We start from the raw sequence: 22,859 nt of genomic DNA on the forward strand, positions 1-22,859 counted from the left end.
GCACCTCGCCGCTGGCCGGCGTGCGCAAGCCAGCGAGCAGTTTGAGCAGGGTGGATTTGCCGGAGCCGTTGGGCCCGACGATCCCCAGGGTTTCACCCAACTGAACCTCCAGGTGGATATCGCGCAGCAACTCCGCCTCACGCACCTTGAAGCCCAGGCCGGTGCAACTCAGTACGCTCATCGCGCATTCCTCCGGCCAATCAGGATCAGCGCAAACACCGGCGCGCCCACCAGCGCCGTCACCACGCCGACCGGGATCACCTGGCCTTTGATCAAGGTGCGCGACAACACATCGGCCGCAATCAAAAATAACGCGCCGCCCAGCGCACTGGCGGGCAGCAGGCGCGAATGCCTGGTGCCGAGGAGCAGGCGCACCGCGTGGGGGATCACCAGGCCGACAAAGCCGATGGAGCCGACAATCGACACCATCACCGCCGTCACCAGCGCCGCGCACCCCACCAGCGCCACCTGCACGCGGCGTACCGGGATGCCCAGGGACGCGGCCGAATCCGTGCCGAAGGTGAACGCATCCAACGCGCGACGATGCCACAGGCACACCACCAGGCCCGTGATCGCCACCGGCACTGCCAGCCACACCGACGGCCAGCGCACGCCGCTGAGGTTACCCAGCAGCCAGAACAGGATGCCGCGCGCCTGTTCGGAGCTGGCTGATTTGGTGATCAGGAACGCCGTGAGCGCATTGAACAACTGCGACCCGGCGATGCCGGCGAGGATGATCTGCCCGGTGCCGCTGGACGAACCGCTGGCCCGCGCCAGCAAAATCACCAGGGCAAACGCCGCCATCGCGCCGACAAGGGCGCCGGCCGACAATGAAATCAGCCCGCCGCCCACGCCCATCAACGCCACCAGCACCGCGCCGGTCGAAGCGCCGGCGCTGATGCCCAGCAGGTACGGATCGGCCAGCGGGTTGCGCAGCAACGACTGCAAAATCACCCCGCAGGTGGCCAGCCCGGCACCGCAGGCGGCGGCCACCAGGGCACGGGTGAGGCGGTAGTTCCACACCACGCCTTCATCGATGGGGTCCAGCACGTAACCGGCCGCCCACAGTTTGTTGGCGAGCACCTGCAGCACCACCTGGGGCGAGATGGCGGTTTCGCCGATGGCCACGCCGGCGAGCACGGCGATCAGCAATAGCGCCAGGGCGAGTAAGGTCCGGATCATTGCGGCAGTTCGTAGCCGTCGATGGCCGTGGCCAGGTGTTCAAGGCCGTCGAACATGCGGATGCTGGCCTGCAACGCCAGGGCGTCGAGGATGATGATGCGGTTGTTTTTCACCGCGTCCATGTTGCGCGTGACCGGGTCGCTGCGCAGGAAGGCGAGTTTCTTTTCATGGTCGTCGGCGGGATAGCGGCGACGGTCCATGCGGGCGATCACCAGGAAGGTCGGGTTGGCCTTGGCGAGGGTTTCCCAGCCGACGGCGGGCCATTCTTCATCGGATTGCACCACGTTGTGCAGGCCGAGGGTTTCGAGCATGAACTCCGGAATGCCCTTGTGGCCGGCCACGTAGGGGTCGCTGGCCAGTTCTGCGCTGGAGAACCACACCAGCGCGCTGGCCTGCTTGAGGCCTTTGCTCTGCACGGTGGCCACGGATTGGGCCAGGCGCGCCTGGAGCTCATCGTTCAACTGTTGGCCGCGATCCTGCACATCGAAAATCTGCGCCAGCTGGCGGATGCTCTTGTAGATCGTCTCGATACGGAACGGCTCCAGCCGCGTGCCGTCGGCGCCCACCAGGTTGTCCTTGCCTTCGCAGTCGGAGGGCAGCAGGTAGGTGGGGATCTTCAGGTCGTGAAACTGCTCGCGGGTGCCGACCACGCCTTGCGGGCCCACCACCCATTCCAGCTCGGCGGCCACCAGTTGCGGGCGCTTGGCGATCACCGCTTCGAAGCTGGGCTCGTTGTTGGCCAGGCGCTCGATGCTGTCGTTCTGCGCCTTGAACTGCGGCAACACGCTGTTGAACCACAGCGAGGTGCCCACCACGCGGTCAGCCACGCCGAGGGCATAGAGCATTTCGGTGGCGGCCTGGCCGATGGTCACGCTGCGCGCGGGCGCCTGCGGGAAGGTGAGGGTGCTGCCGCAGTTTTCCAGGGTCAGCGGGTAGTGCGTGGGCGCGGCGTGGGCCAGGGCGCAGAAACCCAGGCCGCTGATCAGGGCGGTAACGCGTGGCAGCATGAGGCGATCTCCGTGTGGACCGTACGTGGAAACAGGGCAGGTACGGTTCGGAAATACGCCCTCGAACGCCGGCGAACGGGCAGGCAAGGATGTCCTTCCCGGACACCCCGCCGGTGAGTGATTGTGCTGGGCCGGCAGGTCTCCTGACTGATGCGTCGTCGCCACGCTCCGGCCTTCCCGGACGTGGTCCAGTGGCAGTGGGGAGCAGGCTCGGCACCTACAGTTGCGGGGGCAGTTCCGATTGACGCGGTGTACCGCGCTTCGGATTCCCTATTAGTCCCGTTCGGGAACCGGCGCGGTATGGTAGTTGATTAGGGCGAGGCGATACAGCCCGAAGGGCGCCCGGTCAGAGACGAATATCCTCGGGGCCGCGGATCAGCGCTTCAATTCGCGTGCCCGTAGCGCGCTCTTCGTTGCTGAAGCCGTCGTAGTCCGCCAGGTTGGCGAAGCGGATGCCGGTCAATTGTTCGATCTGGATCACGCTGCGCTGGTAGGTCCTGACCTGGCCGAACATCAGGTCGAGCTGACCCAGCTCGCGGCTTTGGTCGATCATGTAGGCGCTGGCGGAGGGCTTGCCGTCATCGCTGAGGTAGGCCACCACTTTCCAGAACGCCTTGGGGATTCTGATACCACGGTAAAGGCGGTCGTCGTCGGCGAACACCGGGCCGCTGAACACCGTTGCCCGGGCTTTCCAGCGCTGCGTGTTATTGAGGATGTAGTCTTCCAGTTCCAGCCAGGTCTTCTGGTTGAACCCGCTCATCTGCGGCGAGCAGTTGGTGAAGTGGAAGGTGTCGAGGTTGGCGGTGTTTGCCGCGTCGCCCCAGTTAGGATCCTGGCGCCGTACCAGGTGACCGCGATCCAGGCCATTGCTGGCATAGAGCTCTTCGCCCACCTGGGCGCTGATCGGCAGGCGCCCATCGTAGGCCCAGGTGTCGTTGCTGCGGATAATCTCCACATGCTGCCCGCCGTCGATATTGACGCCCACGTAGAGCGCCAGTCGTCGGGAACGGGACATCGTCACCGAGAAATGCGTGTAGTCCAGGCGCAGCGGTTGGACGTCGTCCGCCAATGCCTCATCGGCGGTGGGCCAGGGCACTGCGAAGCTGCTGAGAAAGTCCTCGGCGTAGCCCTGTCGGTCCTGTAGATCCTTGGCCGCGGTGACACGGGGCGTCGCCGCCCGGGCTTCCATCAGGGTGGGATTGGTCGCGATCAACGGGCGCAGATCGGCGAGTCGTGGGCGGTGCGCAAGATCGATTTTGGCTTTGCGGGCTGGCATGGGTAAGTCCTCCTTGGATAAACACGACTGCAACATAGATTGATGACAATTGATGACACGGGTTAACCCTGGGGGGCTATCCTCAAACGGTTACCGGAGCTACACCATATGCCAACAGGGAGCCAGCTAATGTGTGATCGCCACCACCGCAACCCGATTTTCTGCCTGATCCCGCCGTATATGCTCGACCAGATCGCGCGTCACGGTGATAAGGCCCAGCGCGACATCGCGCTGCGCACCCGCGCCAAGGACAGCACGTTCCGTTCGCTGCGCATGGTCGCAGTGCCCGCCAAGGGGCCGGCCCACATGGCCCTGGTCATGGGCGCCGGCAAACGGCGCTCGATCTACACCGCCGAAGGCACCGACAGCCTGCCGGGCAAGCTGGTCCGCAGTGAAGGCCAGCCCGCCAGTGGCGACGCCGCCGTGGACGAAGCCTATGACGGCTTGGGTGCCACGTTCGATTTTTTCGAAGAGGTGTTCGACCGCAACTCCATCGACGACGCCGGCATGGCCCTGGATGCCACCGTGCACTTTGGCCAGAACTATAACAATGCGTTCTGGAACTCGACCCAGATGGTGTTTGGCGATGGCGATGGGCAGTTGTTCAACCGCTTCACGGTGGCCCTCGACGTGATTGGCCATGAGTTGGCCCATGGTGTCACCGAGGATGAGGCCAAGCTGATGTATTTCAACCAGTCCGGCGCGCTGAACGAGTCACTCTCGGACGTGTTCGGCTCCCTGATCAAGCAGTATGCGTTGAAGCAAACGGCCGAGGACGCCGATTGGCTGATCGGCAAGGGGTTGTTTACCAAGAAGATCAAAGGCGCCGCCCTGCGTTCGATGAAGGCCCCCGGCACCGCGTTCGATGACAAGCTGCTGGGCAAGGACCCTCAGCCAGGGCATATGGATGATTTTGTCCAGACCTATGAGGACAATGGCGGGGTGCATATCAATTCCGGCATTCCCAACCATGCCTTCTATCAGGTGGCGACCCGGATTGGCGGGTTTGCCTGGGAGCGCGCAGGGCGCATCTGGTATGACGCGTTGCGCGATGCGCGGTTGCGGCCGAACTCGGGGTTTTTACGTTTTGCGCGTATAACCTACGATATCGCCGGCCGTCTCTACGGCGCGAACAAGGATGAGCACAAGGCGGTCAAGGAGGGCTGGAAAGCGGTTGGCATTAACGTCTGACGTGAGGAACAGCCATGCAAATTTCGATCAAGGAAAACGGCGGGCCGGCGTTTTTTCCGGGTTTGACCAAGCCTCGTACTGTGGAGTTGAACACGTTGCCCGAGCCGGACCAACAAGAGTTGCGGCAGCTGATCGAGGCTTCAAACTTCTTTCAGTTGCCGCAGAGCACCACGCCAGAGCCCGGAAATCCGGGCCAGGTGCACTACACCCTGACCGTGAAGGAAGGCCAGCAGGAACATACGGTGTGCGTGCTCGCGCCGGTGAAGTCGCAGGCATTGGATGGGCTGGTGCAGTGTGTGCGCCGGCATATCCGCAGTTGAGGTCACCCAAGCAGCTCCTTCACCTTGGTAATGAGCTTGTTGATGTCGAACGGCTTATCCAGCGCCGCATCGAACAGGTCCGAGCGCTGCATGCCGATATGGGCCTGCGCGCCGCTGATCAGGATAATCGGCAGGTGCTTGACGGCAGGCAGTGCACGGACCGCTTCGGCGAACTCCTCACCGTCCATCACCGGCATCATGAAATCGGTGATGATCAGCGACGGCCGTTCTCGCTCCAGCACCTCCAGCGCCTTTTTCCCATTGCCAGCTGTGACGACCATGAACCCCTCATCTTCCAGTGCGTAGGCAAGGATATCGGCGATCAAGTACTCGTCATCGACGACCAGGATGGTGGCCATGTCAATTCAACCTACCCAAAGACTTAAAAAGCTGAACCAGGCAGCGCTGAATTGGATGCAACTGAGGGGGCATTTGTTGAAACCTTTCTTAAGTCAACGGCTTGGTCACGGATCACCACCTCTAATAATGAGGGGTCATAAAAGCTGTCTCTGACCTTAAGAATGGAAAGCGTCCTTCTAAGTTCAGACTGAATCTCGAAGAAACGCATAAGCATGAGGTTGTCGGCAATGCTCGACAGTTCAGACGCGGGGGAAGTGACCTCCGAGCCGAACAGATCATGCATCTCCCACGTGGCGAAGACCGTGACGCCCCTGGCGCGCAGTTCGTTCATCAGTGCGCTGTAGAAGTCGGTGATCCGTGCCGGGTTGTTGGAGACGCGGGTCATGCCGCTCAAGCTGTCGATGAACAGCCGCTTGATGCCCTTTTCCTCGACCAGGCGCAGCAATCGCGCACCCAGCCCGTCCAGCAGACCTTCGGTAGTGGGCTGCCAGGCGATGGTCAGTGCGCCACTGTCTTCCATCTCCTGGATATCGATGCCCAGGGATTGGCCTTTGAGCCGCAGGCGCTGAGGGCTTTCGTAGAAGCCGAAGTGCAGGCCGGGAGCGTCTACCGTCGATTCCGAGAGAAACTTGAGGCCCAGGGTGGTCTTGCCAATGCCCGACGGCCCCATGACCAGGGTCACGCTGGAACTGTGCAGCCCGCCGCCGAGGATGCCGTCCAACGAGCCGATACCGCTGGCGATGCGCGTCAGGTCGGCGCTGTCGGGTGCGGACGGGCGGCCATAGAGGCTTTCCAGGCGTGGGTACACCACCAGGCCGTCGTCGTTGATTTCACACTCGTGCAGGCCGGTGAGCGCGCCGCTGCCGCGGGTCTTGCGCAACTGGATACGGCGCACGGAACGGGTGCCGAACAGTTCCTCACCCATTTCGATCACGCCATCGACCATGGTGTGCTCGGGACTGCCGTCATCCAGGCGTGAGCTGGTGAGGAACAACACCGTGCAACCGGCGAAGGCGGCATGCCCTTGCAGTTCTGAAATGAATTTTTTCGTGTCGATCGGCGAGTCGGCCTTGGAACGCGCGTTCAACAAGCCGTCCACCACCATGACGGTGGCCCTCTGCCTGCTGATCTCACGCCTGAGCAGCTTGACCACTTCGTCGAGGCCTTCGTTTTCCAGGGTGTCGAAGGCGCTGACAAACTGGATTTCGGCGCCGACACGGGAGGCGTCAAAAAAGCTCAGGGTAGAGAGGAACTGGAAAAGGCGGTCGTGGGATTCCGCCAACAGCGTGGCAACCAGGACTCGGCCGCCATTGCGCGCGTGATGAAACCCCAGCTGGTTGGCAAGGATGGTTTTACCTGAGCCGGGGCGGCCCTGAATGATGTAGGACGCCCCAGACACCAGCCCTCCCTTGAGCAGAGCGTCCAGCCCTTCGATTCCGCTTTGAAGGCGATTTAGCTTTTCCACAGTGCGATCCTGACCCTAAAAACATGCTGTTAAGCCGAGTGGACAGAATGCTAACGCCATTTGTTCACTGCTGCTACTTGCGATCCAGCCATACGGTCTGCGCATTGCAGAATTCGCGTAGGCCAAAATGCGACAACTCGCGCCCGAACCCGCTCTTCTTCACGCCGCCAAACGCCACCCGAGGGTCGGACACGCTGAACGCATTGATGAAGATCCCGCCGGTTTCCAGCTGGTTGGCGATGTCGCGGGCCTTGGCCGGGTCGGTGGTGAAGAGGCTGGCGGTGAGGCCGAACTCGCTGTCATTGGCCAGGGCCACGGCGTGGTCGGCATCGCGGGCGGTGATGATCGACGCCACGGGGCCAAACAGTTCCTGCTTGAACGAGGTCATCTGGTCGGTGACGTCGGCCAGTACGGTCGGCTCATAGTAGTTGGCGACACCGGCAACTTTGTGGCCGCCCAGCAGCAGGGTGGCGCCTTCTTCCAGGGTGGCCTGGACCTGGCCGTGCAACTCGTCGCGCAGGTCGAAGCGCGCCATCGGGCCGACGTAGGTGCTGGCCGAGGTCGGGTCGCCCATCACCAGCGCGCGGCTGGCTTCGACGAACTTGGCGGTGAAGGCGTCCACCACGCCGGCTTCGATGATCAGGCGCTTGGCGGCGGCGCAGACCTGGCCGCTGTTCTGGAAGCGGCCGATGACGGCGGCCTGCACGGCGGCGTCGAGGTCGGCGTCGTTGAGCACGATGAACGGGTCGGAGCCGCCCAGTTCCAGCACGCACTTCTTCAGCGCAGCGCCGGCCTGGGAGCCGATGGCCATGCCGGCGCGTACGCTGCCGGTGAGGGTGACGGCGGCGATGCGCGGGTCGGCGATGGCGGTGGATACGCCGTCCTGGGTCACGTTGATCACTTCGAACAGGCCTTCAGCGAATCCGGCCTTCTGCAACGCCGCTTTCATCATGTACGCGCTGCCCATCACGTTCGGCGCGTGTTTGAGCACGTAGGTATTGCCGGCGAGCAGGGTCGGCACGGCGCCACGCAGCACTTGCCATACCGGGAAGTTCCACGGCATCACGGCGAGGATCGGGCCCAGCGGGCGGTATTCGATGTGGGCGCTGCCGTTGTCCACCAGGGTGGGTTCCGGGGCTAGCATGGCCGGGCCGTGGGCGGCATACCACTCGCTGAGCTGGGCGCATTTTTCGATTTCGGCGCGGGCCTGGGTGATGGGCTTGCCCATTTCCAGGGTGATCATCTGCGCCATTTCTTCGGCTTGATCGCGCAGGGCGCCGGCCAGGGCCAGCAGCAATTCGGCACGCTGGCTGACCGGCTGGCGGCGCCAGGTGCGGAAGGCGGCGGTGGCACGGTCGAGGGCGGCGTCCAGTTGCGACGCGGTTTCGTAGGGGTAGCTGCCGACTGTTTCGCCGGTGGCGGGGTTGATCGACAGGGCGTGGGTCTGGTGAGAAATAGCGTTCATGGCACCGTCCGGCTGAATGAGTGGAATGGGTTCAGCCTACGGGGATGCATGTTTTCTGGAAACTGAATAATATTGAGCAATACGTTCACGATTGGAGAATGACTTGGATCTGGTGCAGCTGGAAATCTTCAAGGCCGTTGCCGAGCAAGGCAGCATCAGCGCCGCCGCGCAGTTGATTCATCGGGTGCCGTCGAACCTGACCACGCGCATCAAGCAACTGGAGCAGGATTTGGGCGTGGAGTTGTTTATCCGCGAGAAGAGTCGCCTGCGCCTGTCGCCCGCCGGATGGAATTTCCTCGGCTATGCGCGGCGTATTCTCGACCTGGTGCAGGAAGCCCGCGCGACGGTGGCGGGGGAGGAGCCCCAGGGCGCGTTTGCCCTGGGCTCCCTGGAAAGCACGGCGGCGGTGCGCATCCCGGCGCTGCTCGCGGCCTACAACCAGAAGCACACCAAGGTCGAATTGGACCTGAGCACCGGGCCTTCAGGCACGATGATCGAGGGCGTATTGTCGGGACGGCTGGCGGCGGCGTTCGTCGATGGGCCGGTATTGCATGCCACCCTGGAAGGCGTGGCGGTGTTCGAGGAGGAGATGGTGGTGATTGCGCCGTTGCACCACGGGCCGATCACGCGAGGGCAGGATGTGAACGGGGAGAGCATCTACACCTTTCGCTCCAACTGTTCCTACCGGCACCATTTCGAGCGCTGGTTCGCACAGGACGGCGCGGTGCCGGGGAGGATCTTCGAGATGGAGTCCTACCACGGCATGCTCGCCTGCGTCAGCGCCGGGGCCGGCCTGGCGCTGATGCCACGCAGCATGCTGGAAAGCATGCCGGGGTTTACCACGGTGAGCGTGTGGCCGCTGACGGACAGTTTTCGCACCCTGCATACCTGGCTGATCTGGCGCCGTGGGACGGTGTCGCAGAGTTTGAACAGTTTTGTGAAGTTGCTGGAAGAGCAGGGTGTGGCGTCGGCCTAGCCGCCAAACTGGAAGGTGCCCATGGCCAGCTTGGCCATGATTGCCGTCGCGCCCAATTGCACCAGCCACAACGCCAAACCGCCCAGGAACACCCCCAGCGCCACTTGCAGTACCAGGCTTTTCTGGCGCTTGGCTTGGGGCGCGCGCGGGGTGTAGTCGTGCAGTTCGTCGCGGTCGGCGCGCAGGTCCAGGTCGTCGTTTCTCATAGGGCTCTCACAGCAAAGGGGCAATCAGGGTTCAGTCTAGTGGGTTCGCCAATAAAAAGGGGGAAGCCATCGGCTTCCCCCTTCGTATGACGCCGTCAGGCTTATAGAACCTGAACAATCGCCTTTGTTACCGCAGCAATGTTCGACTGGTTCAACGCCGCCACGCAGATACGCCCGGTATCCAGCGCGTAGATACCAAACTCGCTGCGCAGGCGGGTGACTTGCTCAACGGTGAGGCCCGAGTAGGAGAACATCCCGCGTTGGCGACCGACGAAGCTGAAGTCGTGGCCCGGAGCAGCCTTGGCCAGCTCGGCAACCATCTGCTCACGCATGCCACGGATGCGCAGGCGCATCTCGGCCAGTTCGGCTTCCCACTGGGCGCGCAGCTCAGGGCTGTTCAGCACCGCGGCAACAATCGCTGCGCCATGGGTTGGCGGGTTGGAGTAGTTGGTGCGGATCACGCGCTTGACCTGGGACAGGATGCGCGCGCTTTCTTCCTTGGAGTCACCGACGATGGACAACGCGCCCACACGCTCGCCGTACAGGGAGAACGACTTGGAGAACGAGCTGGAGACAAAGAAGGTCAGGCCCGATTCGGCGAACAGGCGCACGGCGGCGGCGTCTTCGTGGATACCGTCGCCAAAGCCCTGATAGGCCATGTCGAGGAACGGCACCAGGTTCCTGGCCTTGACCACGTCCAGCACGTTCTGCCAGTCGGCCGGGCTCAGGTCGACGCCGGTCGGGTTATGGCAGCAGGCGTGCAGCACCACGATGGACTGGGGCGGCAGGGCGTTGAGGTCTTCGAGCAGGCCGGCACGGTTCACGTCGTGGGTGGCGGCGTCGTAGTAGCGGTAGTTCTGCACCGGGAAACCGGCGGTTTCGAACAGGGCGCGGTGGTTTTCCCAGCTCGGGTCGCTGATCGCAACGACGGCGCCTGGCAGCAATTGCTTGAGGAAGTCTGCACCCAGCTTCAGGGCGCCGGTGCCGCCTACCGCTTGTACGGTGGTGACGCGGCCAGCGTTCAGCAGTGGCGATTCAGCGCCGAACAGCAGGGTCTGCACGGCCTTGTCGTAGGCGGCGATGCCGTCGATCGGCAAGTAGCCACGGGCGGCGTGTTGCGCCACGCGAATGGCTTCCGCTTCGGCAACGGCACGCAAGAGTGGAATCTTCCCCTCCTCGTTGCAGTAAACGCCCACGCCAAGGTTGACCTTGGTGGTTCGTGTATCGGCGTTGAATGCTTCGTTGAGGCCCAGGATTGGATCGCGTGGTGCCATTTCGACAGCGGAGAACAGGCTCATTTTGCGGCAGCTCTATGGGGGAAGGGAGGGACGTGTCGCGCTCCAGCCGAATGCACTAGAGCGGTGCACAAACGGGGAGCTAGTATAGAGGCCATCACCGCTGAGGGCGACAACCGAAACGGCTTTTCGGCCAAGTTTTTCGGTTTATTTGCCGACCGTTAGTCTTATTGCAACATTGATCAACCACGGCAGACAGGACGATTGCCTTGAAACCCGCCACATTCGCCACCACTTCTACAGCTATCATGGTTTTTTCCTACGACCCGCTCTGAAACTTCGCGGGTTGTGGTCTTTTTCGTCCCCGACGGGTTTACAGTCTGGGGTGACTTCAAGAGGTACGTTATGTCGGATTTCCAACTAGTCACCCGCTTTGAACCTGCCGGCGACCAGCCCGAGGCCATTCGCCAGATGGTCGAAGGCATCGAGGCCGGCCTGGCGCACCAGACGCTGCTCGGGGTGACCGGTTCGGGCAAGACCTTCAGCATCGCCAACGTGATTGCGCAGATCAACCGCCCCACGCTGGTGCTGGCCCCGAACAAGACCTTGGCCGCGCAGTTGTACGGCGAGTTCAAGGCGTTCTTCCCGAACAACGCGGTGGAGTACTTCGTTTCCTACTACGACTACTACCAGCCCGAAGCGTATGTGCCGTCCTCCGATACCTTTATCGAGAAGGATGCGTCGATCAACGACCACATCGAGCAGATGCGGCTGTCGGCGACCAAGGCGTTGCTGGAGCGCAAGGACGCGATCATCGTCACCACGGTGTCGTGCATCTATGGCCTGGGCAGCCCGGAAACCTATTTGAAGATGGTGCTGCACGTCGACCGCGGCGATAAACTCGACCAGCGCGAGCTGCTGCGCCGCCTGACCAGCCTGCAGTACACCCGCAACGACATGGATTTTGCCCGCGCCACCTTCCGCGTGCGTGGCGATGTGATCGACATCTACCCGGCCGAATCCGACCTGGAGGCGATCCGCATCGAGCTGTTTGACGATGAAGTCGAGAGCCTGTCGGCCTTCGATCCGTTGACCGGCGAAGTGATCCGCAAGCTGCCGCGCTTCACCTTCTATCCGAAAAGCCACTACGTGACCCCGCGCGAAACCCTGATGGGCGCCATCGAGGGTATCAAGGTCGAGCTGGCCGAGCGCCTGGAGTACCTGCGCGCCAACAACAAGCTGGTGGAAGCCCAGCGTTTGGAGCAACGCACGCGCTTTGACCTGGAGATGATCCTCGAGCTGGGCTACTGCAACGGCATCGAAAACTACTCGCGCTACCTCTCGGGCCGTGAGTCCGGCGCGCCGCCGCCGACCCTCTACGACTACCTGCCAGACGACGCACTGCTGGTGATCGACGAGTCCCACGTCAGCGTGCCGCAAGTGGGCGCGATGTATAAGGGCGACCGCTCGCGTAAGGAAACCCTGGTGGAGTACGGCTTCCGCCTGCCGTCGGCACTGGATAACCGGCCGATGCGCTTCGACGAGTGGGAAGCCATCAGCCCGCAGACCATCTTTGTGTCGGCCACGCCGGGCAACTATGAGGCCGAGCATGCCGGCCGTGTGATCGAGCAACTGGTGCGTCCCACCGGCCTGGTCGACCCGGAAATCGAAATCCGCCCGGCGCTGACCCAGGTGGATGACCTGTTGTCGGAGATCCATAAACGTGTGGCCCTGGAAGAGCGGGTGCTGGTCACCACGCTGACCAAGCGCATGTCCGAAGACTTGACCGACTACCTCGCCGACCACGGCGTGCGCGTGCGTTACCTGCACTCGGACATCGACACCGTGGAGCGCGTGGAAATCATCCGCGACCTGCGCCTGGGCACCTTTGATGTGCTGGTGGGCATCAACCTGCTGCGCGAAGGCCTGGACATGCCGGAAGTGTCGCTGGTGGCAATCCTCGATGCAGACAAGGAGGGCTTCCTGCGCTCTGAACGCTCGCTGATCCAAACCATCGGTCGTGCGGCGCGTAACCTCAATGGCCGGGCGATTCTCTACGCGGATCGCATCACCGGTTCCATGGAGCGGGCGATTGGCGAGACGCAACGCCGTCGCGACAAGCAGATTGCCTTCAACCTGGAAAACGGCATTACGCCCAAGGGCGTGTTCAAGGACGTTGCCGACATCATGGAAGGCGCCACCGTGCCGGGCTCGCGCAGCAAGAAGCGCAAGGGCATGGCCAAGGCCGCCGAGGAAAGCGCCAAGTACGAAAACGAACTGCGCTCGCCGAGTGAGATCACCAAGCGGATTCGCCAGTTGGAAGAGAAAATGTACCAGTTGGCGCGGGACCTGGAGTTTGAAGCTGCGGCGCAGACTCGGGATGAGATTGGCAAGTTGCGTGAGCGGTTGCTGGCTGTCTGATCTGCGGTGACTAGACTGGCCTCATCGGGGCATAGGCATCTACACAACTCTTAAAGGCTGACACATAACTCTGTGGTGAGCGGGCTTGCCCCGCGCTGGGCTGCGAAGCAGCCCCAGTAAAGAAGAACGCGGTGTATCAGGCACTCTGTAGAGGCTGGTTTTGGGGCTGCTTCGCAGCCCAGCGCGGGCGGTGCGACGATTCGACAAGCCCGCTCACCACAGAAGCCTAATTGCCATAGATTCCGTATTCACTGGAAGTTGTGTAGATACCCATGCTCATCGGGGGCTTGCCCCCGATGGCTGCGCCTCGGTTTTCCAGAAATCACCCAGGCTGTTACCATTCGCCCCTTGTTTCAATTTCAGTTATATCGCCCATTCGAGACCTGCCATGACCACCGTCCGCACGCGCATCGCGCCATCGCCTACTGGGGATCCCCACGTCGGCACTGCCTACATCGCCTTGTTCAACTACTGCTTTGCCAAGCAGCACGGCGGTGAATTCATCCTGCGGATCGAGGACACCGACCAACTGCGCTCCACCCGTGAGTCGGAACAGCAGATTTTCGATGCCCTGCGCTGGTTGGGCATTACCTGGGCCGAAGGCCCGGACGTAGGCGGCCCGCACGGTCCGTATCGCCAGAGCGAGCGCAGCGACATCTACAAGCAGTACACCCAGCAACTGGTCGACATGGGCCATGCGTTCCCATGCTTCTGCACCGCTGAAGAACTCGACCAGATGCGCGCGGAGCAACAGGCCCGTGGCGAAACCCCGCGCTACGATGGCCGCGCATTGCTGCTGTCGAAAGAGGAGGTGGCTGCCCGCCTGGCCGCCGGTGAACCTCACGTTATCCGCATGAAGGTGCCGAGCGAAGGCGTGTGCGTGGTGCCGGACATGCTGCGCGGTGATGTCGAAATCCCGTGGGACCGCATGGACATGCAGGTGTTGATGAAGACCGACGGCCTGCCGACGTACTTCCTGGCCAACGTGGTCGACGACCACCTGATGGGCATCACCCACGTATTGCGGGGTGAAGAATGGCTGCCATCGGCGCCGAAGTTGATCCTTCTCTACGAATACTTCGGCTGGGAACAACCGCAGCTGTGCTACATGCCGCTGCTGCGTAACCCGGACAAGAGCAAGCTGTCCAAGCGCAAGAACCCGACCTCGGTGACGTTCTACGAGCGCATGGGCTTCATGCCTGAAGCGATGCTCAACTACCTGGGCCGCATGGGCTGGTCGATGCCGGACGAGCGTGAGAAGTTCTCGCTGCAGGAAATGGTCGATAACTTTGACCTGTCCCGCGTGTCGCTGGGCGGGCCGATCTTCGATATCGAGAAACTCTCGTGGCTCAATGGCCAGTGGCTGCGTGATCTGCCGGTGGAAGAATTCGCCAGCCGCGTGCAGCAATGGGCGCTGAACCCTGAATACATGATGAAGATCGCGCCACTGGTGCAGGGCAGGGTGGAGACGTTCAGCCAGGTTGCCCCGTTGGCCAGCTTCTTCTTTGCCGGTGGTGTGAACCCGGATACCAGGCTGTTCGAATCCAAGAAGCTCTCGGGCGATCAGGTGCGCCAGTTGATGCAACTGATCCTGTGGAAGCTGGAAAGCCTGCGCCAGTGGGAGAAGGATGCGATCACTGCGACGATCCAGGCGGTGGTGGAATCCCTTGAGTTGAAATTGCGCGATGCCATGCCGCTGATGTTTGCCGCGATCACCGGGCAGGCCAGTTCGGTGTCGGTGCTGGATGCGATGGAAATTCTCGGCCCGGACCTGACCCGTTTCCGCCTGCGCCAAGCCCTTGATTTGCTTGGTGGTGTATCGAAGAAAGAAAACAAAGAGTGGGAAAAGCTGTTGGGCGCTATCGCTTAAGCAGTCCATTGCAGCGACGAAACCCAGGTTTTCCAGGGTTTCGTCGGTAAGTGATTGTTATCCCGGCAAAAAATTTTGGAAAATGTTGAAAATAAATTTGACACCTTTCCAAACCGCCATTAAGATTCGCCCCGTCCTCACCGATGAGGGGCTATAGCTCAGCTGGGAGAGCGCTTGCATGGCATGCAAGAGGTCAACGGTTCGATCCCGTTTAGCTCCACCAATCTACAGGTTCAAGGTCTGGCCACACCGTCCTTGAATCGATCAGCTCTCAGCGCTGGTCAGTTGTACAGAAGGTTTTGTCCCCTTCGTCTAGTGGCCTAGGACACCGCCCTTTCACGGCGGTAACAGGGGTTCGAGTCCCCTAGGGGACGCCAGTTTCAACAAGCAGTTCGAAAGGTCTGCTGCGCCGCGAGGCGAAAAATCCGGGGCTATAGCTCAGCTGGGAGAGCGCTTGCATGGCATGCAAGAGGTCAACGGTTCGATCCCGTTTAGCTCCACCAATCTACAGGTTCAAGGTCTGGCCACACCGTCCTTGAATCGATCAGCTCTCAGCGCTGGTCAGTTGTACAGAAGGTTTTGTCCCCTTCGTCTAGTGGCCTAGGACACCGCCCTTTCACGGCGGTAACAGGGGTTCGAGTCCCCTAGGGGACGCCACGATTACCCGCTCTGCGGGATTTTTAAGGGTCATTCAATTATTGAATGGCCCTTTTGTTTGTCTGGCGTTTGGCCAATTCTCTCCCCCCATTCCCTTTGCTTTGCTGACCAGTGGTCATGCTTGTCGCTTGCCAAATATTATTATGGTAATAATATTCAACCCATGAAAGTCGGAGGCAACGATGAGCGATAAAAAAGCGCAAACCCGCGAACGTATTCTGCAAGCCGCCAGCGCTGCATTGACCCAGCGTGGTCCGGCCGAGCCTAGTGTGGGCGAAGTCATGGGCGCGGCGGGGCTGACCGTCGGTGGTTTCTACGCACACTTTGAAAGCAAGGACGCCTTGATGCTGGAGGCGTTCACCCAGTTGTTGGCGCGGCGGCGTGCATCTATCGACGATATGGACGCACAGCTGACGGGAGAAGAGCGCAGGGGCCTGGTGGCGGCGTTTTATCTGTCACGCAAGCACCGCGATTCAACAGTCCAGGCATGCCCGATACCGGCCACAGTGGGCGAGATGGCGCGGCTGCCGGACGCCTTCCGCGAGGCGCTGAGCGAGCATGTGGAACTGATGGCGGCCCAGCTTGCCGCGAGTCCCGAAGACACTGACAAAGCCTTGGCTGATATGGCGTTGATGATCGGCGGGCTGGCCTTGGCGCGTGCCCTGGGGCCGGGCGAGTTGTCGGACCGAGTGTTACGCGCGGCCAAGTCGGCTGTGCGTTAGAAGAGGGTGCGAGGATGGGCGCGTTAACCTGGATTCGTCGCTTCAACGGCACCGTTGGACACCTGGCACCGCAAACCGTGGCCAACAAGATGCGGCGTGCCTTCATGACGCCGCGCGACCTGCCGCCACGTGACTGGGAGCTGCCGCTGCTGGCGCAATCGGAGCGCATCACCTTGCGTTTCGGTCTGTCGGCCCTGCGCTGGGGCCAAGGCCCTGCGGTGTTGTTGATGCACGGCTGGGAAGGCCGGCCAACCCAGTTCGCCAGCTTGATCACCGCGTTGGTAGGCAACGGTTACGCCGTGATTGCCCTGGACGGTCCGGCCCATGGTCGTTCGCCGGGACGGGAAGCTCACGTGCTGCTGTTCGCCCGAGCCATGCTGGAGGCGGCTGCCGAACTGCCGCCGCTGCACGCCGTGATCGGGCATTCCATGGGCGGCGCCAGTGCGATGCTGGCAGTGCAGTTGGGGCTGCGTACCGAGGCGTTGGTGAGCATCGCCGCCCCGTCGCGCTTCCTGGATGTGCTGCGCGGCTTTACCACGATGGTCGGTCTGCCGGCGCGGGCACGCTCGGCGTTTATCCAGGAGGTGGAGCTGGCGTTCGGAATGCCGCTCAAGCACTTGGATGTGGCGCACTACCAAATGAACATCCCTGGCCTGGTCGTGCACGCCGAGGACGATACCTTTGTTCCGGTCAAGGCATCTCAAGCCATCCACGAAGCCTGGTTCGACAGCCGCCTGCTGCGCCTGGAGCAGGGCGGGCACCAGAAAGTGCTGGCCGATCCCCGGGTGATCGAGGGCGTACTGGCGCTGTTGGCCGGCCGTCGTCTACAGGACCGGCAAACCGCCTGATACACTGCTCCCGCCGACATCAATCGACTGGAGCAAGGCATGGGCTGGGATTTGGCAACGCCGTTTATCATCGATCTGCAGGTCGCCCCTGAAGACATCGACGGCCTGGGGCACGCCAATAACGCGGTGTACGTGTCCTGGCTCGAGCGCTGCGCCTGGCGCCATTCGCAGCGTCTGGGGCTGGACCTCACCGAGTACCGCCGCCTGGACCGTGCCATGGCCGTGGTGCGCCATGAAATCGATTACCTCGCGGCAGGCTACGAAGGCGACGAGTTGCAGTTGGCCACCTGGATCGTCGATTGGGACCGGCGCCTGAAGATGACCCGTCGTTTCCAGCTGGTACGCCCGCGTGACGGTGCCACCTTGCTGCGGGCTCACACCACCTTTGTCTGCATCGAATTGTCCAGCGGCAGGCCCAAGCGCATGCCGGCCGAATTTCTCGACGGTTATGGTCCCGCCCTGACAGGGGGTTAACGGTTGCCGCGGGAAACCCAGTAAACTGCGCCACGATTTTTGTTGAGTGTTTTCCATGCAAATTGCTTTGGCGCCCATGGAGGGGTTGGTCGACAACATCCTGAGGGACGTGTTGACCCGCGTGGGCGGTATCGACTGGTGCGTGACCGAGTTCATCCGCGTCAACGACCGCCTGCTCACCCCGGCGTATTTCCACAAGCTCGCCCCGGAACTGCTGCACGGCGCCCACACCGCGGCCGGTGTGCCGTTGCGCGTGCAATTGCTCGGTTCCGACCCGGTATGCCTGGCGGAAAACGCTGCCCTGGCCTGCGAGCTGGGTTCCGAGGTGATCGATCTGAACTTCGGCTGCCCGGCCAAGACCGTCAATAAATCCCGCGGCGGTGCGGTGCTGCTCAAGGAGCCGGAGCTGCTCAACCAGATCGTTGAACACGTGCGTCGTGCCGTGCCTGCCCATATCCCGGTGACCGCCAAGATGCGCCTGGGTTTCGACAGCCCGGATGGCGCGCTGGTGTGTGCCACGGCCCTGGCCGAAGGCGGTGCGGCGCATATCGTGGTGCATGCGCGTACCAAGACCGATGGCTACAAACCGCCCGCCCACTGGGAGTGGATTCCGCGTGTGCAGGAGGTGGTCAAGGTGCCGGTGTTCGCCAACGGCGATATCTGGAGCGTCGAAGACTGGCGGCGCTGTCGGGAGATCAGTGGTGTCGAAGACATTATGCTCGGTCGCGGCCTGGTGGCGCGCCCGGACCTGGCCCGGCAAATCGCCGCCGCGCGTGCAGGCGAAGACGTCGTGGAAATGACCTGGGCGCAAATGCAACCCATGCTCCAGGACTTCTGGACCCAGTCGGTCGCACAGTTGACCGAGCGCCAGGCCCCTGGCCGGTTGAAGCAGTGGCTGGCAATGCTGACGCGCAACTACCCCGAAGCTGTCGCGCTGTTTACCGCGTTGCGCCGCGAGACCGAACTGGAGCAGGTCAGCCGGTTGTTGGGGATGGATACTCCGGTCGCAGCCTGACCTCTTAAAGCGCTGTGTCGAACGCCTGATATGTTTCACAGAAGGCTCCTTGTCGAAAGACAAGGAGCCTTCTGCGTTTAAAAGTCTTTGGATAATGACTGAATCATTCTGCATGTTTTGGTGACTGTTCCTGCGACGCTTTGATGATTGCGGGTGGAGGTTCTGTGCGTGTGAATTATCACAGTTCAACTATTAGTGGTGTGTTCAGTTATTTCTCTTAATTGCATGTCCAGCACTTTATGAGTGGGTATGTCTGTTAGTGCGGCGCCGGTGTGCGATGAATCAAGGTTTTCTTGGAATGACCATGGGGTAAAGTCTGAAAGTTTGCGTTGGTTTCCTTATGTGAGGCGCGATTTCTGGAACTCGATAGTCTCACGCTCCACGAAGTAGGGACTGTAAGGCAGCGCTGTTGTTTTCCAGTATCTATAAATCCTATCGCCACTCCTGGTGTTAACCGCCGGGGAGGGGCGCCCACTAAGGAGCGTATTTATGTCCATCTCGATTAATGGTTCACCCTCTGTAAAGGTTGAGACCCCGCGTCACCACTTGCTGCCATCGACACCTCTTAAAACCAATGAACCGCTGAGTTCTTCCAAGGCGGATCCAGTATGGATTTCGCCTGCGCTTCGGCCTGACGTCGCCCGAGCGCCTCACGGTGAAATGATGATCAACGCCGGAGCATTTTCAAAATTGTTCGACATGCTTGAGCAAGTCTTCAAAACCATGCGTGAGATGGTGTCGGTGAGAAACATGACGCCTGCCCTGACCACACATTCCGATAAAACACCCAAGCACACGCCGGATATGACGACCCAGTTGAAAGCAAAGGCGGAACCAGCCAAGTTGCCAGGGACCACCCCGGACTTGGCGACCCAATTGAAAGTGAAGGGGGAACCAGGCACAACGCCCAGGGCTACATCGGATACGACGAATCAGCTGACAGTGAAAGTCGACAAAGGGACGCTTCAGTCGGTCCCTGTGCCCCGTGTCAACGTGAGCAACGACTCGAATGCGCAGGTCAAGGTGGAACTCAATATCGGCAATTGTCACTGTCCTGATACCCATGTGGAGCGCGACGGAGGACGGGTCAATCCTCCTTCGGTGCCCACCCCCGGGGTGACTCCACAACCCGATGCCAAGGTGCCGCCCATCAGGCCTGAGGTACGGCTTAATGCTCACCCGGTGCACAGGCTCGACGTGACTCCACGGCACGACACCAAGATGCCGGACAACAGGGCGACGGATACGAAGCTGCCGGACACCAAGTTGCCTGGTACCAAGGTGCCGGACACCAAGGTGCCAGACGCCAAGGTGCCGGACACCAAGGTGCCAGACGCCAAGGTGCCGGACACCAAGGTGCCGGACGCCAAGGTGCCGGACGCCAAGGTGCCGGACGCTAAGGTGCCGGACGCCAAGGTGCCGGACACCAAGGTGCTGGACGCCAAGGTGCCGGACGCCAAGGTGCCGGACACCAAGGTGCCGGACGCCAAGGTGCCGGACGCCAAGGTGCCGGACACCAAGGCTCCTGACGCCAAGGTGACACCACCCTCCAAAGCCAAGTCTTCAGGCATCCATCCTGGCGCGCTGCACCGGCTTGAATCGACGCCCCTGCCCGGAACTACACCGCGACCTGACACAAACACCCTGACCTCGACCGATAACAGGCAGAAGGATATTCCCGATCAGCCAAAGCCCGAAGCGGACGTCACCAGTCCTGGCCCTGCTGAAAATGAGACTGACTTCAAGGGGTGGGCCTTTATCAACCGTCGTCGGTTAGGAAACTGATTCCTGCCATTGCGTCGAAACTTCTTGGATAAATAAAACGGTGTTTCTCCGGGCGGCACAGCGCTTGGAGAAATACTCAGAAAGTGGAGTGAACACCATGTCGTATTGTTCGATTCATAATATTGCGCGCGTAGTGAATGTTCGTCTGGCGTATAACAGAAACTTGCCGGCGGCCGTCAACGAACCTGCACCTTCCTATCGATTTAAATCTATCGAGTTTGGCACAGGCGCTGCATCTGTTACCGCAGGCGGGCCACGCGGTCAGGCGGCGATAGGAGCCGATCCAGATCCGGCTGCCAGCGTTATTACGTTGTTCACTTCGTTTTTTACGCAGTTATTTAATCTTCTAACGAGTAAAGCGGATAAGTTGGTTCCCGATAGTACGCCGCGCCCTCAGGTAAATCCGACCGTCGAGCCCGTCGTGCCGCCGGAGCCGCAACCCAAACAGTTTGTGCCTATACCGAACCTGTCGGATAAACGTAATGGCGCAAAACCTGACAATATCTGGAGTGGGTTTCGTCAAGGCCCGGATGGTAACTGTGTCACGGTATCGGCCATCAAGGCAGCCATGTACAAGTTCGGCCAAAGTCCAACGGATATCTATAAAGAGGTGAGCAAGACAAGTGATGGTTACCGGGTGACGATGCGCGATGATTTTGTACTTAACTTGACGGATCAAGAGTTAAAAATTGGCGCCGCGGCTTCGCGTTTTATCGGCCGCGATAAAGGCATGCTCAAGGACGCGCAATTCCTGTTCGCCGTCAGTGCCAAGCGTGCACAGATGGAAAACAACGACGGCTGGGCGAGCCGCAGTTATCTCGCCGGAGTGAGAAGCTTGAACAATGGGGAGGATGAGTTTGGGCCAGGCGAGGGTTTCCTGCGTCTGGGCCTCAGGAAGCACATGAAGAGGGTGAGTGTGCGAGATCTCGCCAGGGGGCAACTGGGCATGTGCAATCGAGCCTTCCATTCCGTGGCGGTGATCAATGGCCGCGAAGAGATGTATGGGCGCCAGGGTTCCGCGCCGACCCGTGGGGATGCCATCGCATTGGTGTGATGTGCGCGTGCAAGAGGTGCGGCCAGTGCCCTGGCTGTACGTTTTAGTCCAGCCTTGAGTGAGCAGTCCGATGAACACTTTGATTGAGGGGCATCGCACGGTCATGGCAAAACGGCTGCCTGAGCATGGTTCAAGTATTGTCCGCTCCGGGGCCGGGATGAGCCTTGATGGGCCCGTGAATGCATTCGCAGCCGCCGAGCGTCGATTCGGCGAAAATAGGGACTGCAGTACTCACGTGGCGGTTATCAAACTGATGATGATGACCCTCGGCCCGCGTCCCTCCGATGTTTTCCAGCAGGTAACCCAAGCGGGTGAAGGTTATGCCGTCACCATGAAGGATCAATACAGGGTGCATGTGTCCCAGGCAGAGCTTGAGCAGGTCACCCGGGCGTCAAGGTTCACAGGGCAGGACCCTGATGCGCTGAAGCACGCCAACTTCATGTTGGCGGCCTTTGTAAAGCGCAAGCAGCAACTGGGCGGCTACGCGACGTTCGACGCCGCCCTGGCGAAGACCCTTGAGGGCGAGACAAGCAAGCGTTGCCTGGAGGGAATGGGCGTGTATGGGTTGTCGCGATGGGTTGCCGCTCGCGACATGGTCGGCAGGGATTTGGCCTGGGTCCGCCAGACCCATGACTTCGGAGCGGCGCTCGTGGTGGGCGGCGCCAATCACACGCACGGCGAAGGTTACGGTTATGTGCTGTTTGATGATCGTGAGACGCCACCGCAGCGTGACAGGGGCCTGGCTCAGGTATCGGAAAGTATCCGGCACGCCGATATCTGGAGCGGTTTTTATCAAGGTGTGGAGGGCAATTGCGTGACGGTGTCGGCGATCAAGGCGGCTATCACCCGTTTCCCCGAAGGCATCTACACGGCCATCTACAGAACGCCAGCCGGATGCGAAGTGACCATGCGTGATGGCTTCCGGTTGCGCTTGAGCCATGAGGAACTGAGGCAGGCTACCGCCGCGTCGAACTTCTATGGCAGCAACCGGGTATTGCTGGATTACGCCAACTTCCTCTATGCCTGCAGCGCCAAGCGGGCGCAGTTGGAGAACAACGATTTCCGTGCGGGGAGAAGCTTTACGGCGGCCCTGGAAACCCTCAACGATGGCGAATACCCCGGTGAGGCTCTCCAGCGCCTGGGCCTGTTCGGTTACATCCGTAACGGCACTGTCGAGGAGTTGGTCAACGGTGCAATCGGTACGATTGCAGACGGTTGGCATTCCGTGGTGGTCGTCAAAGGGATGCTGGACCTGTATGGGCAAAAGTACGCCTTGAACGAGTCGCCCTGGCGGCGCAAAACGCTCACTGCGTTGAAGCTGGTGTAAGGG

Annotated in this window: 21 protein-coding genes, 4 tRNA genes and 1 riboswitch; of the genes, 16 read left to right on the forward strand and 9 right to left on the reverse strand. The window is 61.2% G+C overall.

Going from position 1 to position 22,859, the window contains the following annotated elements:
* The 4 genes from BFP99_RS08425 to BFP99_RS08440 form a co-directional block, all read right to left on the reverse strand.
* A partial coding sequence (locus tag BFP99_RS08425; protein ID WP_141690765.1) for an ATP-binding cassette domain-containing protein occupies positions 1–181 on the reverse strand: 181 nt, incomplete at its 3' end.
* Positions 178–1,182, reverse strand: coding sequence for a FecCD family ABC transporter permease (locus tag BFP99_RS08430; protein WP_065947084.1), 1,005 nt, complete (start codon positions 1,180–1,182; stop codon positions 178–180). The genes BFP99_RS08430 and BFP99_RS08425, both read right to left, overlap by 4 nt.
* Positions 1,179–2,189 carry an ABC transporter substrate-binding protein gene (locus BFP99_RS08435; RefSeq protein ID WP_065947085.1) on the reverse strand — a complete coding sequence of 337 codons (1,011 nt, stop codon included), beginning with the start codon at positions 2,187–2,189 and terminating at the stop codon, positions 1,179–1,181. The genes BFP99_RS08430 and BFP99_RS08435 overlap by 4 nt, the downstream gene beginning before the upstream one ends.
* Before the next feature lie 115 nt (positions 2,190–2,304).
* Positions 2,305–2,499, reverse strand: a riboswitch (cobalamin riboswitch).
* Between the two features lie 36 nt (positions 2,500–2,535).
* A complete protein-coding gene (locus tag BFP99_RS08440; RefSeq protein WP_065925077.1) occupies positions 2,536–3,465 on the reverse strand; it encodes a DNA/RNA non-specific endonuclease in 930 nt (309 codons plus the stop codon).
* 129 nt (positions 3,466–3,594) lie between these two features.
* Between BFP99_RS08440 and BFP99_RS08445 the strand changes: the two genes are divergently transcribed.
* Together BFP99_RS08445 and BFP99_RS08450 are read left to right on the forward strand one after the other, a co-directional pair.
* Positions 3,595–4,656: a M4 family metallopeptidase gene (locus tag BFP99_RS08445; RefSeq protein WP_065947086.1), complete on the forward strand. Its 1,062-nt coding sequence runs from the start codon at positions 3,595–3,597 to the stop codon at positions 4,654–4,656.
* 14 nt (positions 4,657–4,670) lie between these two features.
* Complete coding sequence (locus BFP99_RS08450) at positions 4,671–4,976, forward strand: protealysin inhibitor emfourin (protein ID WP_027604053.1); 306 nt, start codon at positions 4,671–4,673, stop codon at positions 4,974–4,976.
* Positions 4,977–4,978: 2 nt separating this feature from the next.
* Here BFP99_RS08450 and BFP99_RS08455 read toward each other — a convergent pair whose 3' ends face one another.
* The 3 genes from BFP99_RS08455 to BFP99_RS08465 form a co-directional block, all read right to left on the reverse strand.
* The gene (locus tag BFP99_RS08455; RefSeq protein ID WP_065947087.1) at positions 4,979–5,335 is read right to left on the reverse strand and encodes a response regulator; all 357 of its coding nucleotides are present in this window, start codon (positions 5,333–5,335) and stop codon (positions 4,979–4,981) included.
* Positions 5,336–5,358: 23 nt separating this feature from the next.
* Positions 5,359–6,801, reverse strand: coding sequence for an ATPase domain-containing protein (locus tag BFP99_RS08460; RefSeq protein ID WP_065925079.1), 1,443 nt, complete (start codon positions 6,799–6,801; stop codon positions 5,359–5,361).
* Between the two features lie 73 nt (positions 6,802–6,874).
* Positions 6,875–8,266, reverse strand: coding sequence for an aldehyde dehydrogenase family protein (locus BFP99_RS08465; protein WP_065925080.1), 1,392 nt, complete (start codon positions 8,264–8,266; stop codon positions 6,875–6,877).
* Between the two features lie 103 nt (positions 8,267–8,369).
* Between BFP99_RS08465 and BFP99_RS08470 the strand changes: the two genes are divergently transcribed.
* The gene (locus BFP99_RS08470; RefSeq protein ID WP_065947088.1) at positions 8,370–9,242 is read left to right on the forward strand and encodes a putrescine utilization regulator PtrR; all 873 of its coding nucleotides are present in this window, start codon (positions 8,370–8,372) and stop codon (positions 9,240–9,242) included.
* On the opposite strand, the gene BFP99_RS08475 is transcribed toward BFP99_RS08470, so the two are convergent.
* On the reverse strand, positions 9,239–9,448 hold the full coding sequence (locus BFP99_RS08475; protein WP_016970937.1) for a hypothetical protein: 210 nt from the start codon (positions 9,446–9,448) through the stop codon (positions 9,239–9,241). The two genes, BFP99_RS08470 and BFP99_RS08475, sit on opposite strands and share 4 nt — an antisense overlap.
* A gap of 101 nt (positions 9,449–9,549) precedes the next feature.
* A complete protein-coding gene (locus BFP99_RS08480; RefSeq protein WP_065925082.1) occupies positions 9,550–10,746 on the reverse strand; it encodes an amino acid aminotransferase in 1,197 nt (398 codons plus the stop codon).
* 342 nt (positions 10,747–11,088) lie between these two features.
* Between BFP99_RS08480 and uvrB the strand changes: the two genes are divergently transcribed.
* The 13 genes from uvrB to BFP99_RS08545 all read left to right on the forward strand — a co-directional run bounded on the left by uvrB (position 11,089) and on the right by BFP99_RS08545 (position 22,856).
* The gene (uvrB, locus tag BFP99_RS08485) at positions 11,089–13,104 is read left to right on the forward strand and encodes an excinuclease ABC subunit UvrB (protein WP_065925083.1); all 2,016 of its coding nucleotides are present in this window, start codon (positions 11,089–11,091) and stop codon (positions 13,102–13,104) included.
* A gap of 388 nt (positions 13,105–13,492) precedes the next feature.
* Positions 13,493–14,974 (forward strand): glutamate--tRNA ligase, encoded by a 1,482-nt coding sequence (gene gltX, locus BFP99_RS08490; RefSeq protein ID WP_065925084.1) that lies wholly within the window; start codon positions 13,493–13,495, stop codon positions 14,972–14,974.
* A gap of 147 nt (positions 14,975–15,121) precedes the next feature.
* A tRNA-Ala gene (locus BFP99_RS08495) sits at positions 15,122–15,197 on the forward strand.
* Between the two features lie 78 nt (positions 15,198–15,275).
* Positions 15,276–15,351: transfer RNA gene (locus BFP99_RS08500), tRNA-Glu, on the forward strand.
* 50 nt (positions 15,352–15,401) lie between these two features.
* A tRNA-Ala gene (locus tag BFP99_RS08505) sits at positions 15,402–15,477 on the forward strand.
* A 78-nt stretch (positions 15,478–15,555) separates the two neighbouring features.
* Positions 15,556–15,631 (forward strand) — tRNA-Glu (locus BFP99_RS08510).
* A gap of 182 nt (positions 15,632–15,813) precedes the next feature.
* Positions 15,814–16,353, forward strand: a complete 540-nt coding sequence (locus tag BFP99_RS08515) for a TetR/AcrR family transcriptional regulator (RefSeq protein WP_027604060.1) — start codon at positions 15,814–15,816, stop codon at positions 16,351–16,353.
* A gap of 14 nt (positions 16,354–16,367) precedes the next feature.
* Positions 16,368–17,201, forward strand: a complete 834-nt coding sequence (locus BFP99_RS08520; protein WP_065925085.1) for an alpha/beta hydrolase — start codon at positions 16,368–16,370, stop codon at positions 17,199–17,201.
* A gap of 39 nt (positions 17,202–17,240) precedes the next feature.
* On the forward strand, positions 17,241–17,675 hold the full coding sequence (locus tag BFP99_RS08525; RefSeq protein ID WP_065925086.1) for an acyl-CoA thioesterase: 435 nt from the start codon (positions 17,241–17,243) through the stop codon (positions 17,673–17,675).
* Positions 17,676–17,730: 55 nt separating this feature from the next.
* Complete coding sequence (locus BFP99_RS08530) at positions 17,731–18,690, forward strand: tRNA dihydrouridine synthase (protein ID WP_065925087.1); 960 nt, start codon at positions 17,731–17,733, stop codon at positions 18,688–18,690.
* A 489-nt stretch (positions 18,691–19,179) separates the two neighbouring features.
* Entirely contained in the window at positions 19,180–20,475 is a 1,296-nt protein-coding gene (locus BFP99_RS33250) for a hypothetical protein (protein WP_176719686.1), read from the forward strand.
* A gap of 97 nt (positions 20,476–20,572) precedes the next feature.
* Complete coding sequence (locus BFP99_RS08540; protein WP_141690767.1) at positions 20,573–21,529, forward strand: hypothetical protein; 957 nt, start codon at positions 20,573–20,575, stop codon at positions 21,527–21,529.
* Positions 21,530–21,599: 70 nt separating this feature from the next.
* Positions 21,600–22,856 carry a hypothetical protein gene (locus tag BFP99_RS08545; protein WP_065947091.1) on the forward strand — a complete coding sequence of 419 codons (1,257 nt, stop codon included), beginning with the start codon at positions 21,600–21,602 and terminating at the stop codon, positions 22,854–22,856.
* The last annotated feature ends 3 nt before the right edge of the window (positions 22,857–22,859 follow it).

Source organism: Pseudomonas sp. 1 R 17, from assembly GCF_900067035.1.
GTDB lineage: Bacteria > Pseudomonadota > Gammaproteobacteria > Pseudomonadales > Pseudomonadaceae > Aquipseudomonas > Aquipseudomonas marginalis.